This is a genomic window from Pedosphaera parvula Ellin514 (genome assembly GCF_000172555.1).
In the GTDB taxonomy this organism is placed as follows: Bacteria; Verrucomicrobiota; Verrucomicrobiia; order Limisphaerales; family Pedosphaeraceae; genus Pedosphaera.
This window is the reverse complement of sequence record NZ_ABOX02000087.1, coordinates 1-12,718: the sequence shown is the minus strand read 5'-3', so window position 1 is coordinate 12,718 and position 12,718 is coordinate 1. Positions and strand designations below refer to the sequence as shown.

The window sequence follows — 12,718 nt, the reverse complement described above, 5'->3', positions numbered from 1 at the left end:
AATTCCCGCTGGACTCTCAGTCGAGTAGGGGATAGAGATTGGTGTTCGGATAGATGTTTGAACCGGATGATTTGGATAGGGTAATTGAACGATAACGATTTGAAGATTTCACGATTCAGGGCTTGACGCTTTCTGGAGCGTGGCTTAGACACACACTACAAATTAACAGAATGGAGTAACCCATGGCTGAAAAAACTATAGAACAAAGAGTAAAAGATATTATTGTCGAGCAACTTGGGGTCAATGCCGATCAGGTGACTCCCGATGCGAAGTTCATTGAGGACTTGGGCGCGGATTCGCTCGATACGGTGGAATTGGTCATGGCGTTGGAAGAGGAATTCGGTCATGAAATTCCTGATGAACAGGCCGAGAAGCTCCAGAGCGTTGGCGACGTCATCAAGTACATCGAAGACGTCCAGCAAAAGTAGTTGCAGCCAGGCACTTTAGGGGCAGTTTTGGCTGATAGAAAGCTGAAAGCTGCCCCCTTTTAATTTATGTCAAGTAATTGGACCGATCGCAGAGTAGTAGTCACCGGTTTGGGTGTGATCTCCTCGCTGGGCCAGCACATTGATCCGTTCTGGGACAATATCATCGCTGGCGAGTGTGGGATTGATACGATCACCTCTTTTGATACGACGAATTTCGATTGCACAATCGCGGCGGAGATCAAGGAGTTCAATCCCGGTGCGGCGTTTCCGACGCCGAAGGAAATCAAGCGGACGGATCGGTTCTCGCAGATGGGGGTGTTTGCCGGTTACCAGGCGCTGCTCGATTCGGGCATGGATCTGGAGAAGTTGGATCGGGATGAAATCGGAGCGTTTATTGGTTCCGGCATCGGTGGACTGCATACGACGGAGGAGCAGCACACGGTTTTGATGGAACGCGGGCCGAAGCGGATTTCGCCGTTCATGATTCCGATGCTGATCTCAAACATCGCGTCGGGATTGTTCTCGATGTATTACAAGCTGCGCGGGCCGAATTTTGCGACCTGCTCGGCGTGTGCGACTTCGACACATGCGATTGGCGAGGCGTGGCGCACGATCAAGATGGGAGATGCGAAGGCGATTTTTGCCGGTGGCGCGGAAGCGACGGTGGTGGCGATGGGTATTGGCGGGTTTTGCGCGATGCGGGCCTTGAGCACGCGGAATGCGGAGCCGAAGCGTTCATCGCGTCCGTTTGACAAGGAACGGGATGGTTTCGTGATGGGTGAAGGCGCGGGGATTTTGGTGCTGGAAGAGTTGGAGCATGCGAAGGCGCGCGGGGCGAAGATTTATTGTGAGATCGTCGGCTACGGTAACACGGCGGACGCAAATCACATTACCGCACCAGCACCGGAAGGCGAAGGCGCGGCGCGGTGCATGAAGATGGCTTTGCGCAATGCGGGCCTGAATCCGACGGATATTTCCTATATCAATGCGCACGGGACTTCGACGCCGCAGGGTGATATTTGCGAGACGCAGGCGATCAAGACGGTTTTCGGCGATTACGCGAAGAAGATGGCGGTGAGTTCGACGAAGGGCGCGACGGGTCACATGTTGGGCGCGGCGGGTGCGGTGGAGATGGCGATTTGTGCCAAGGCGTTGCAGACGAATATTGTTCCGCCGACGATCAATTATGAGAATCCTGATCCGGAATGCGATCTGGATTATGTGCCGAACAAGGCGCGTGAGTTGCAGGTGAATGCGATCCTGAATAATTCCTTCGGCTTCGGCGGTCATAATGCCACGATTGCGGCGAAGAAATTTTTGGGCTGAGTGCGGTTCAGGGTGTAGACCCTCGTCGGAACATAGCAGATAACCAGAGGTGATATGCCTACTGAAAATATGGTTTTTGTGGGAATTAAGGGGACGGCCATTGCATTGGATCGTTCGACGGGCGACACACTCTGGCAAACCCACCTTGCCGGCTCTGGTTATGTACACTTAGTCCTGGACGGTGAGAATCTCTACGCGACGACGCAGGGGGAAGTTTTTTGTCTCGACCCGGCAACCGGCGACGCTCGATGGCACAATGGTTTGAAGGGATACGGACTGGGGCTCGCTTCACTCGTTACGCGCAAGGGATTGGACGGTGGCGGTGCGATTTTGATGGCTGAGGAGCTACAACGTGAAGAGCAACAGCGCCAGCAACAAGCGCATGCGGCCACAGTAGCTTCCACGTAGGTAATTCAATCTGGCCGGAATGGAGAGTTAACCAATCCCACGTGAACTTCTTATCCCTCATCGAAGCAAAACGTGATGGCCAGGTGTTCACGACCGAGCAGATCCGGCAAATTGTTTCCAACTATACGGCCGGAAATATTCCCGATTACCAGATGGCCTCGTTGTTGATGGCTATTTATTTTCAGGGACTGAATACCAAGGAGACGAGTGCCTTGACGCTCGCGATGCGGGACTCGGGTGATGTGTTGAGGTTTCCCAATGACCCGCGACCGTTGGTGGATAAACATTCAACGGGTGGTGTGGGAGACAAGGTTTCGTTGCCGCTTGCGCCGCTGTTGGCATGTCTGGGTTTTCGTGTGCCGATGATTTCGGGGCGCGGTTTGGGAATCACGGGAGGGACACTGGATAAACTGGAATCGATTTCCGGGTTGAGCACGGCATTGCCGGTTGAGAAGATTGTGTCGATTGTGCAAACGGTCGGGTGTGTGATTTGCGGCCAGACAGCGCAGATGGTTCCAGCGGACAAGGGGCTTTATGCATTACGAGATGTGACGGGGACGGTGCCGTCGATTCCATTAATCACCGCTTCCATTCTGTCCAAAAAGTTGGCGGAGAATTTGGATGCTTTGGTGTTGGATGTGAAATTCGGGGCGGCGGCATTCATGCCTACGATCGACAAGGCGGATGAACTGGCACAGGCGATGGTCAAGCTGGGCATTGAGTGCGGGGTGAATACGCGTGCATTGGTCACGAACATGGACCGACCGCTTGGACGTGCCGCGGGCAACTGGTTGGAAGTGAAAGAGTCAGTGGATTGCCTGGAGGGAAAAGGGCCGAGTGACTTGGAAGAGTTGGTGATTGCTTTCGCCGCGACCTTGCTGTTGCAAACGAAAAAGGCGATACATTTGAAGGAGGCGCGCGCTCAGGCTGTTGCATGTTTGGCATCCGGGAGACCGCGTCAGAAGTGGGATGAGATGATTGTCGCGCAGGGAGGCGATCTGGAGGTTTTTAATCGCAAACTGGCTCGTGAGCATACAGCGCCGGTGGTGGTGGAGCTAAGCGCGGAGGTAGATGGATTTTTGGCGAAGGTGAATCCGCGCGTCATTGGAGAAGTGGTGCGAGATTTGGGTGGCGGTCGGTTTACCAAGGAGACAATCATCAATCACGATGTTGGAATTGATATGCTGTTGCCTGCGGGTGAAGACGTCAGTTTTGACACGGTGCTTTGCCGAGTTCATGCCACTGATAAAGCACAGGCTGAGACGGCGTTGGCGCGGCTTAAGAGTGCCTTTGAGTTTTCTGAATTACAGCCAACGCTCCCACCGCTCATTCAAAAAGTGGTTCAGATGTAGGGCAGGTTTGTGGGCTCAGGAAATGGAGGTCAAAATCTTTTCTGCGGCAGCTCTTGGGTTTTCCGACGCGTAGATGGGGCGACCGATCACCAACCAGTTGGCTCCTGCTGCTAAAGCCTCCTTGGGCGTGAGCGTGCGTTTTTGATCGTCTGCTTTCTCGGCACCAGTGCGGATGCCAGGTGTGACCAGTTGCATGCTCGCGGGTAAAATCTGGCGCAGGGCATTTATTTCCAGTGGAGAGCAGACCAGACCGCGAAGGCCGGATTGAGACGCGAGAGTTGCAAGACGTTCCACCTGATGGCCCACATTCGCCTGGACGCCGATTTCGCTGAGATTGTTGCTATCCATGCTGGTAAGAACAGTGACGCCTAAAACGAGCGGAGCATTGCGGCCGGATTGAAGGGCAGTTTGTTGTGCGGCCTGTTCCGCGGCCCGCATCATCTCAGAACCACCGCTGGTGTGAATGGTGAGCATCTGCACATCCAACCGGGTGGCTGCGGAAACGGCTTTGGCAACGGTGTTTGGGATATCATTAAACTTAAGATCCAGAAATACAGCGGCACCGGTGGCGCGAATACGCCGGACGATGTCAGGTCCGGCGCTGGTAAAAAGTTCGCTGCCGATTTTGAATGCGCCAACTACAGGTGCCACCTGCGCGGCCAAATCGAGTGCTGTTTGGACGTTGGGGACGTCCAGCGCGACAATGATAGGATTCTGCATGCCCGCATTAAACCTGAATGGTCAGGCGGGACAAGCTTCTTGATGGGGCCTGGTTTGGTATTTCTGTGTTTCATATGCGTCAGTTGGTTCGGTCGGTTCGAGTGAAAGTTGCAGTTTTGACTGGAGATGGATTCCACTTCGAGCGGGTAAACGCCATGACAGTTCCGATGGCAAAGAGCAGGAAACTTCCAGCAATGACCCACAAGCCCACAGGTGTGGATTGTGCCATGATCACTGCCAAATTCCCCGGATACATGAGGAGAGCAATTCCTCCTGAAATCGGCAAGACCAAAGGTGGCCAGGTGCCACGAATTAATTTAATAATGCCGCAAGTGGCCAGGATAACAGCCGCCATGGTCGAAATCATTGCGCCGCCATAAGACGATTGGGTTACGACCACCATCAGGGAGTGCAGTGACCAGAGTGAACAGGCAAAGATACGGGCTCCGGCGGCTCCGGGATGCGATTCATCCTTCCATAGCAGGCTGTGCAACATCAGGAACATCAATCCAGCTTGAATGGCGAGGTGGCCTCCATGGATTTGAGGCCCAATCAGTGCCCCGGTAGTGATTGCCACTAGAATAGCGCCGGCTACGCCCAGCTTCGGGCTGCGTGAAATGCCAATCCAGTAACCCAGATACATTGCGATGCAGGCGAAGACGCATTTGCCTACGGTGAGATCGGCGGGCAGGTTGATATCAAATTGCTTTACCAATCCCAATGCCAGCGCCACGAAGGAAGTCATGAGCAAGTGCAAAATCAGGCGGTTACCCCGTTCTCTCAAGCAGAGCAACAGATAGCATAGAATGTTGAGGCTGGTGAGCCATATAAACAGGCTGTAAGCCGATTGGTATGCGGCAATAAGCGTGATGAGTGCTGGCGGCATCAACAAGGCATGGCTCAAACCCCGTACTCGCAAAAAGTCACCATGCCGATTGTAGATGGTCCAGGCCAGCACCCAAAGCGGAGCGATCAGGAAGGGAATTTCCCAATCGAAGTTGTAAATGAAGCCCAGGCTGTACAGGTGAACGATGGTTCCGCTCAGCCAGAGCGTGAAAATACCGGTCGGCACCCAGCGACGCTGTGGAAGCAGGTCGCTGGTTTGTGCGGGTCGAGGCAGGCAGTTCGCGAGGGCAATAATGCCCGGCAGGAGAATGAGCCAGCTGAACTGATTCATTTCGAACGCTGCTCCGGTGGTGGGTTTAGTGCCGACCTTTGCCCCGTGGAGAGTCCGATAAATCAGCGGCAAGGCAGTGTTGACCAACAACAACACCAGGCCGGAGAAAAGCAGACCACGAGGCAAATTGAGTTGATGATGAAAGCGTTTTAGACCGCCAAATCGCAGGATTGCCATGCCACCTCCAATTGCGCACATGGTCCACAGGATTTGGCGGTCTATAGTGTCTATTAAAGCTGACTGGTTGATCAGAATGAAGGGGACAAGGATCAGCAGGTTTTCGAGGAAAATCAGCAGGTGTGGAATCATACCAAATTTTCCGATGTGCCAGCACAATGGCTGTTCCAACGAGGAGAAGTTCATAAAACTGGAGCGAACCAAAGTTGAAAGCAAGTTGGGCGATTTCCCGGCCCGGAAAATTGTTGTCGGTGGAGACGAGGTAAAAACCGTAAAGCAGGAGGGCAGCGCTGACGAGGTAGAAAGGATTGCAAATGAGGAGCTTCTTCACCCAGTAAATAAAAGGCTTCTCCGGCGGAGCTATGCCAACGATTGGGGGTGGAAGTGAACCAGGATTGGAGATGGCGTTGTCCGAAGATTCAGGCGATGGCTGTGTTTCCATAGTTCCTCCTCAGGTTTCTGTTTTTTCTGAGCGATTGGTTTCATACAGTGCTCGAAACCTTCAAGAGCATTAGCCTTGCCATCGTCGTTTATTGAGGAAATTGCGAGCAGGGCGCGGGTGGTTGGGTAAAAAGAGTGCGAAATTCGCGCCAGATGCGTGAATTTGGGCGGCATTCAAGCCACTTTGACATTTGTCGGAGCATCTTCTAGCCTCAAGGGGATGAATGTTATCCGCCATACGGATGCGAACTTTACCGAGCGGTTGCAGCAATTGGCTGCGCCTTCCAGCCTGTTCGATCCGGTTATTGAAGAACGTGCTCGTGCCATTGTGGAAGATGTGAAGATTCGGGGTGATGCTGCTCTGCTCGAACTCACGGAGCGTTTTGATCGTGCGAAGTTGACGGTGGAACAATTGACCGTGACCCAGGCGGAGTTTCTGTCAGCAGCCTTCAAAGCAGATGATTCGTTGCGTGCAGCAGTTGCTTCGGCAAGCAAGAACATTGAGGCTTTTAGCAAAAAAGCCTTGCGCAAGAACTGGTCGGCAAAAAATGCACATGGAGCGAAGGTCGGAGAGAAATTTGATCCGTTCCAACGCGTGGGCATTTATATACCCGGCGGCACGGCTCCGTTGATGTCCACCGCATTGATGACCATTACCCTGGCCAGAGTGGCAGGTTGTAAAGAGATCGTGGTATGCACGCCTTGCGGGCCGACGGGTGAGATCAACCCTGGGCTCCTCTATGCAGCGCGGTTGGCGGGAGCGACAGAGGTTTATCGTCTTGGCGGGGCGCAGGCGATTGCGGCGATGGCCTACGGCACAGCAACCATCAAGCGGGTTCAAAAGATTTTCGGTCCCGGAAATCCGTATGTGGTTGCTGCGAAGCGGTTGCTTTTCGGGCAAGTTGCGATTGATTTATTGCCGGGACCCAGTGAAGTGCTGGTGCTGGCGGATGAGACGGCCAATTCCAAGTTTGCCACCGCGGACTTGTTGGCACAGGCCGAGCATGGTTCAGGACATGAGCGCGTGTGGCTCGTTACGACTTCGGGCAAATTGCTAAAGGAAGTCGAAAAGGAAATCGGGCTTCAATTGCCGAAGCTTTCACGTCGCGACTTCATTCAGAAGGACCTTGAGAAGAATGGCTGGTTGATTCTAGTAAAGAATTTGGACGAAGCCATCAAGCTAACGAATCAGCTTGCTCCTGAGCATTGTGAAATCATGGCGCGTGGTGCAAGCAAGGTGGCGGAAAAGATAGTTACCGCCGGAGCGATTTTTCTGGGCAGCTATTCCCCTACAGCCTTGGGTGATTATGTGGCTGGCCCAAGTCATACCTTGCCAACGGGCGGTGCGGGTGCTTCCTTTGCGGGTTTGACTGTCGATCAGTTCCAGCGACGCACGAGTGTGGTGGAATATGACCGCACCTCCTTGAAAAAAGGATTAACGGCTTTGCAGAAGTTTGCCGATGTGGAGGGATTGGATGCGCACAAACGCTCTGCAGAGATCAGAGTTGAGGGAGCAAAAGCTAAAACCAAAGCAGGGAGGAAGATATGAAACGCACTTCGCCCAAGCCCGCTTCGTTGATTCGCCCGCTCGTCCGTGAATTGCACGGTTATGTGCCAGGCGAGCAGCCAAAGATCAAGGGATTGATCAAGCTCAACACGAACGAGAATCCATATCCTCCATCACCCAAGGTTTTGGAAGCCATCAAGTCGGCAGTGGATGGCCGGTTGCGGTTGTATCCGAATCCCACGGCACAATTGTTACGGGAAAAACTGGCAAAGCTCCATGGCTGCAAGCCGGAGAATATCATTGTAGGGAATGGTTCCGATGAATTGCTGGCGATGGCCATTCGCACGTTTGTGGAGCCGGCGTCCCGGTCTGGTGAGAGGAGTGCGAGCACGGTTCAGTTCTTCACACCGAGCTACTCGCTTTATTCAGTGTTGACGGCAATTCACGGTGCGCGGGCGAATGTGGTGGCGTTGGACAAGGAGTTTGGCATTCCGCCATTGGTGTTATTAAAGAAATCCAAGGCCTGGGATTTTAAAGCAGCGTTGACACTGGTGACGACGCCGAATGCGCCGAGTGGGCGAGGTTATACGACGAAGGAGTTGGAAGCGTTGTGTCGCGAGCAGCAGGGGGTTGTTGTTCTCGATGAAGCCTACGTTGATTTTGCGCGCGAGAATGCGATGCAATTGGCGCTGAAATATTCCCACGTCATTGTTTCACGCACGTTTTCGAAGGCATACTCACTTTGCTTCCAACGCGTGGGTTACTTCGTGGCGCATCCAGAACTGATAGCGGCGCTGGACAAGATTCGCGACAGCTACAATGTGAATGGGTTGGGGCAGGTCGGTGCGTTGGCCACGCTGAATGACCTCAAATATTACCGCACAAACTTTCAGAAAATTATTTCCACGCGCGAAAGGCTCAGCCGGGAGTTAACCGCCCTTGGGTTTGAAGTGCTGCCAAGTCAGACTAATTTCATTTTCGCCAAGCCTCCCAGTTTTCCGGCCGAGCAATGGTTGGAAAAACTGCGGGCGAAGAAAATTTTGGTGCGCTGGTTCAAATATCCGAACGTGAAGGATTATCTGCGGATCACCATTGGCAGTGACGCTGAAGCCGATGCTTTGATGCGGGCCGGCAAGGCTATTTTAAAAGCAGGTTAAAGTTCTCATGATTACACCCACGGTCATCAAGGTTTTGTTGCCGCTGGTGGTATCGTGGGTTGAAGCACAGGAAAACATCATCCTCCGGGAGGGCGTGGCGCTTACGGCTCCGTTGGTGCTCGATGCAAAGCGGATCGGCATCCAGCATCCAGAGAAGGTGCGCCTGAGAGTGGTACGGGCAATTCCCCTGCCGGCCAATGCGGTTTTGCATGCAATGGCGCAGAAGTTGGGATTTCTCTCGCCCTTCACCGCCGGACTTACGTTGCGGTATGGGATTTATATCCGTGCAGATTGCTGGGGGGATCGGCGATTAGTGGTGCATGAACTGGCGCATGTGGCGCAATATGAGAGGCTCGGCGGAATAAGGCCTTTTCTGGAGCAATACTTGCAGGAGTGTCTGACGGTGGGTTATCCGTTCGGAGATTTGGAGCAGGAAGCAAAGCGGGTTGAGCAGGAATTATGCGGGTAGATTTCTTTTCTTTCTTCTCGGTACGGTTTTCGCTAAGGATAAGGAGTGTACTTAGAGTATTACGGCTTGAGTGAGCCACCATTCACCATCACGCCGAATCCGAAGTTCCTGTTCTATAGCGTCAAGCATCGCGAGGCGTTCAACCACCTCCTGTACGGAATCAAGGAGCGAAAGGGATTCGTCCAGCTTACGGGTGAGGTGGGTGCGGGCAAAACAACCTTATGCCGGGCGTTGCTGGAGCAATTACCGGACACCTTCTCCACCGCATTGATCCTGAATCCCGTGTTGAGCGCCGACCAATTGGTCAGAGCCATCGCCATGGAGTTTGGACTCGATGTGAGAAGATGTGATCGGCTCGAGACTGTAGCCGTAATTAATGACTTTTTGTTGCGTCAGATGGCCGAGGGACGGGAAACCGTTTTGATCATCGATGAAGGGCAGGATCTAACCAACGATTTGCTCGAACAGGTGCGGTTACTGTCCAATCTGGAGACAGACGACCGGAAACTGCTCCAAATTGTGTTGATGGGGCAACCAGAATTGCGGGATAGGCTGAATGACCACGGTTTAAGGCAGCTGCGGCAGCGGATTACAGTGCGTTACCATCTGAAACCGTTGACCAAACCCGAATTGGCACAGTATGTGCAGCATCGATTGCACGTGTCCGGTGGAAATGGCGTTCCATATTTCACCCGGCCGGCGTTGTGGCGGATATTCAACTACAGCAAAGGTATTCCGCGATTGGTGAATGCGGTTTGTGACAAGGCGCTTCTGGCCGGATATGTGCAACAGAGTGATCGGATTGACTGGCACCTGGTGGGGCGAGCCCTGCGGGAGTTGGAAGGAAACATCGACGCATGAGTTTAATCAATGATGCATTAAAGCAGGCGAAGGCAGCGCAGCCTACAGTGACGGCGCCAGCCGAAGGCCCTGCGTTGCGACCAGTAGAGCGCGAGCGTCGGCCCGACGGAACGAGATTTTTGCTTCCGGCATTGGTGGCGGTGATTTTGGCTTTGGCGGTAACACTCCTTTGGATCTGGTTCCATGGGGCGGTCCAGCCAGGCGCGAGTGTGCGGGCAAGAACAGTGTCTGATGCTGTCAACGTTGCTCCAGCCCCAGCAATCGAACCCGCCAGGCAGGTCGTGGCTGCTCCGACGCCAGCCCAGGTCAAACCAGTCGAACCTGCTGCGCTTGTGACGGGTGTTCCAGCGGCAACCGCGATTTCCAATACCACTTCAAACGTTACAGAAACGACCAATACGGTGATTGCCAAGCCGGAGCCTCCAATTTACAAACTCCAAGCCATCTTTTACAACCCAAGACATCCCTCGGCGATGATCAGTGGGAAGACGGTCAGTGTCGGGGACCAGGTGAAAGGGGCCAAAGTGATTTCAATTCAGCAGGAAGCCGTTACCATCGTCACGCCAACCGGGGAGACGAAGGTAATGGAGCTGAACTAAGGCCCTCCTCAAAGTATTCCTCTTTAAAAGCTTGGCGAATGTGACGGTGCATTGGTTATCTTCTGCGCCGTGGATTCATTTAGGAAAAAATTTGAAGCATCGCCAGTAATGGCGCGTGTGGTCCCTTTTCTGGTGTTCGTGCTCCTGACGGCCTGTCAGGATCGATTTGGAGAAGCGTCCCGCTATTGGATTTACTTTGCCAAGACCATTGTGGGTGCCTGGTTGGTGTGGATGACTTGGCCCATTGTGAAGGAGATGCGCTGGGCATTCAGTTGGGAAGCGGTGGTGGTGGGGGTGGCGGTTTTTGCCATTTGGGTGGGATTGGATCCTTATTATCCCAAACTAGGAAAAGCGGGCGCGCCTTGGAATCCCAACGTATCATTCGTCCAAGGCTCAGGACTGGCCTGGTTTTTTATTCTGACCCGAATAATTGGTTCGACCCTGGTCGTGCCTCCGATTGAAGAGGTGTTCTATCGTTCTTTCCTCTACCGATACATTGTAAAAAAAGATTTTCAATCTGTGGCACTCGGATTTTTTCATCCCATTGCTTTTTTAGCGACCTCCGCCATCTTTGGTATCAGCCACTATGAATGGCTGGCTGGCATCCTCTGCGGTGTTGCCTACCAAGGGTTGGTCATTTATAAAAAGCGTCTTGGCGACGCGATGACAGCTCATGCCATCACCAATTTTTTGCTGGGCGTTTGGGTTGTGTATAAAGGCGCGTGGCAATTCTGGTGAACCCGCGAGCCAGTTTAATTTCCGATTCTCATCCGATAGAAACCCTTGCTGAAGTTTGTAGCGGAGGAATCAATGAAATCAACCGATCCGTTCACAACGATATTTGTTTGCAAAGGCGTCCAGTCGACCAGATTGGTGGATGTTTCAATGATATACGCCGATCCCGATGATCCTGCGGCGCTAAAATGAAACGAACCATCAGCGAGTTTCTGAGCTGACTTCAACTCCAAAGGAACCGAAACAGCTTTTAGAAACAGAGCAGTTGGTTGGTAATCGAGTTCCCAGGACAAAGGTGCAGGCAATGATGGAAGCTCCTGACTCGTGAATTTGCCTGTTTGAGAGGCATAAGTAATCAATTGGAAAGAGCTGCCGTTGGTGACAACGACGCCATTTCCCAGCTTGACCACCAATGTTCCAGCGGGAGCGAAAGCGCCCAGATTCAGCAAACTTGAAGATGAACCGGCGCTGTTGGAAGCCAGGTTGAAGCGATGAGTACTCGAAGCTGCGGGCGAGTAAGCTGGAATGATGTTAAAGGTTCCAGAACTAAGAGCCAGCACACCTGCATTGGTGAAAGCCCAATTCATCGTGCAATAGGTTTGCGAAGAAGGAGCGTTTGTGCCCGGGGTGCACATAGTGCCCCCCGATAAGTTGTTAAAGGCGGCTGTTCCATCCCCAGTGGCGAAATTGCCGAAATCGGCCAACTTGAACAGTCCTGCGTTGTTGATAATTGCGTTCGTGGAGCCTTGCAATGCTGAGCTGAAAGTAATACTTCCCCGGTTATAGAGTGTGTGGTTATTGAGGTTCTTTTGATCAAGGCCTTGAATGTTTAGGTGAAAGTTATTGGCTATGGATGTAGTGCCGGGTGCCGACATAGTGCCTCCCGTCCAGTTGAAGCTGCCGGCACCCGTCCAGGTCTGGGTGCCCTTGAGGGTGCCGCTATTGAATTGCGAGCCGGCCAGTTCAAAGGTGCCATCCACGGTGATAATGCCGCTGGCGGTAAGGTCACTAGAGGCCAGGCGGGTCTTGCCGGGTCCATTGAGGAGGGCTCCGTCCGCGAAGTTCAGGGAACCAGCGTAATCGTGCTGGAGATCGAGCACCGAGTTGGATTGCACGGTTAAAGTTCCACTGTTGGTAAAGCTCCAGTTGGAGTAGAAGCTCACTGTGCCCTGGCTGGCTGGGCAGAGCAGGGTGCCATTGTTTTGGAAAACGGAGCCACTGCCCGAACCGGAGGCGCCCAGGGAGCCATATTGGAAGAGAACCAGGAGGCTGTCATTGATGAATGTGCCCGGACTATTCTGTGAGGTGATATAAGCCGAGGTCCAGTTCACCGTTCCCCGGTTGTCCAGCGTGTGGCCTTC

The 12,718-nt window shown here is 53.2% G+C and carries 14 protein-coding genes; 11 read left to right on the top strand and 3 right to left on the bottom strand.

Going from position 1 to position 12,718, the window contains the following annotated elements; translation table 11 throughout:
- Window positions 1-182: 182 nt before the first annotated feature.
- From acpP to CFLAV_RS30915, 4 genes are all read left to right on the top strand, one after another.
- A complete protein-coding gene (gene acpP / locus CFLAV_RS30930) occupies window positions 183-428 on the top strand; it encodes an acyl carrier protein (RefSeq protein ID WP_007418888.1) in 246 nt (81 codons plus the stop codon).
- 66 nt (window positions 429-494) lie between these two features.
- Window positions 495-1,754 (top strand): beta-ketoacyl-ACP synthase II, encoded by a 1,260-nt coding sequence (fabF, locus tag CFLAV_RS30925; RefSeq protein WP_007418887.1) that lies wholly within the window; start codon window positions 495-497, stop codon window positions 1,752-1,754.
- A gap of 54 nt (window positions 1,755-1,808) precedes the next feature.
- On the top strand, window positions 1,809-2,162 hold the full coding sequence (locus tag CFLAV_RS30920) for an outer membrane protein assembly factor BamB family protein (RefSeq protein ID WP_007418886.1): 354 nt from the start codon (window positions 1,809-1,811) through the stop codon (window positions 2,160-2,162).
- A gap of 41 nt (window positions 2,163-2,203) precedes the next feature.
- Window positions 2,204-3,514, top strand: coding sequence for a thymidine phosphorylase (locus CFLAV_RS30915; RefSeq protein ID WP_007418885.1), 1,311 nt, complete (start codon window positions 2,204-2,206; stop codon window positions 3,512-3,514).
- A gap of 15 nt (window positions 3,515-3,529) precedes the next feature.
- Here the strand turns inward: CFLAV_RS30915 and pyrF are convergent, their stop codons facing one another.
- A complete protein-coding gene (gene pyrF / locus CFLAV_RS30910) occupies window positions 3,530-4,234 on the bottom strand; it encodes an orotidine-5'-phosphate decarboxylase (RefSeq protein ID WP_007418884.1) in 705 nt (234 codons plus the stop codon).
- Between the two features lie 79 nt (window positions 4,235-4,313).
- Window positions 4,314-5,588, bottom strand: a complete 1,275-nt coding sequence (locus tag CFLAV_RS30905; protein WP_150107693.1) for a hypothetical protein — start codon at window positions 5,586-5,588, stop codon at window positions 4,314-4,316.
- Here CFLAV_RS30905 and CFLAV_RS35320 point away from each other — a divergent pair.
- The 7 genes from CFLAV_RS35320 (at window position 5,587) to CFLAV_RS33540 (ending at window position 11,360) form a co-directional block, all read left to right on the top strand.
- On the top strand, window positions 5,587-5,976 hold the full coding sequence (locus CFLAV_RS35320; protein WP_150107692.1) for a hypothetical protein: 390 nt from the start codon (window positions 5,587-5,589) through the stop codon (window positions 5,974-5,976). The two genes, CFLAV_RS30905 and CFLAV_RS35320, sit on opposite strands and share 2 nt — an antisense overlap.
- 273 nt (window positions 5,977-6,249) lie before the next feature.
- Entirely contained in the window at window positions 6,250-7,578 is a 1,329-nt protein-coding gene (gene hisD / locus CFLAV_RS30895; RefSeq protein WP_007418880.1) for a histidinol dehydrogenase, read from the top strand.
- The gene (hisC, locus tag CFLAV_RS30890; protein WP_007418879.1) at window positions 7,575-8,693 is read left to right on the top strand and encodes a histidinol-phosphate transaminase; all 1,119 of its coding nucleotides are present in this window, start codon (window positions 7,575-7,577) and stop codon (window positions 8,691-8,693) included. Before hisD ends, hisC begins: the two co-directional genes overlap by 4 nt.
- A 7-nt stretch (window positions 8,694-8,700) precedes the next feature.
- Window positions 8,701-9,162: a hypothetical protein gene (locus tag CFLAV_RS30885; protein ID WP_007418878.1), complete on the top strand. Its 462-nt coding sequence runs from the start codon at window positions 8,701-8,703 to the stop codon at window positions 9,160-9,162.
- A gap of 66 nt (window positions 9,163-9,228) precedes the next feature.
- Window positions 9,229-10,023, top strand: a complete 795-nt coding sequence (locus CFLAV_RS30880; protein WP_202796984.1) for an ExeA family protein — start codon at window positions 9,229-9,231, stop codon at window positions 10,021-10,023.
- Complete coding sequence (locus CFLAV_RS30875; protein WP_007418876.1) at window positions 10,020-10,622, top strand: hypothetical protein; 603 nt, start codon at window positions 10,020-10,022, stop codon at window positions 10,620-10,622. The genes CFLAV_RS30880 and CFLAV_RS30875 overlap by 4 nt, the downstream gene beginning before the upstream one ends.
- 108 nt (window positions 10,623-10,730) lie before the next feature.
- A complete protein-coding gene (locus CFLAV_RS33540; protein WP_007418875.1) occupies window positions 10,731-11,360 on the top strand; it encodes a CAAX prenyl protease-related protein in 630 nt (209 codons plus the stop codon).
- A 14-nt stretch (window positions 11,361-11,374) separates the two neighbouring features.
- Here the strand turns inward: CFLAV_RS33540 and CFLAV_RS35885 are convergent.
- Window positions 11,375-12,718: hypothetical protein (locus CFLAV_RS35885; RefSeq protein WP_007418874.1), on the bottom strand; the 1,344-nt coding region annotated here is incomplete at its 5' end.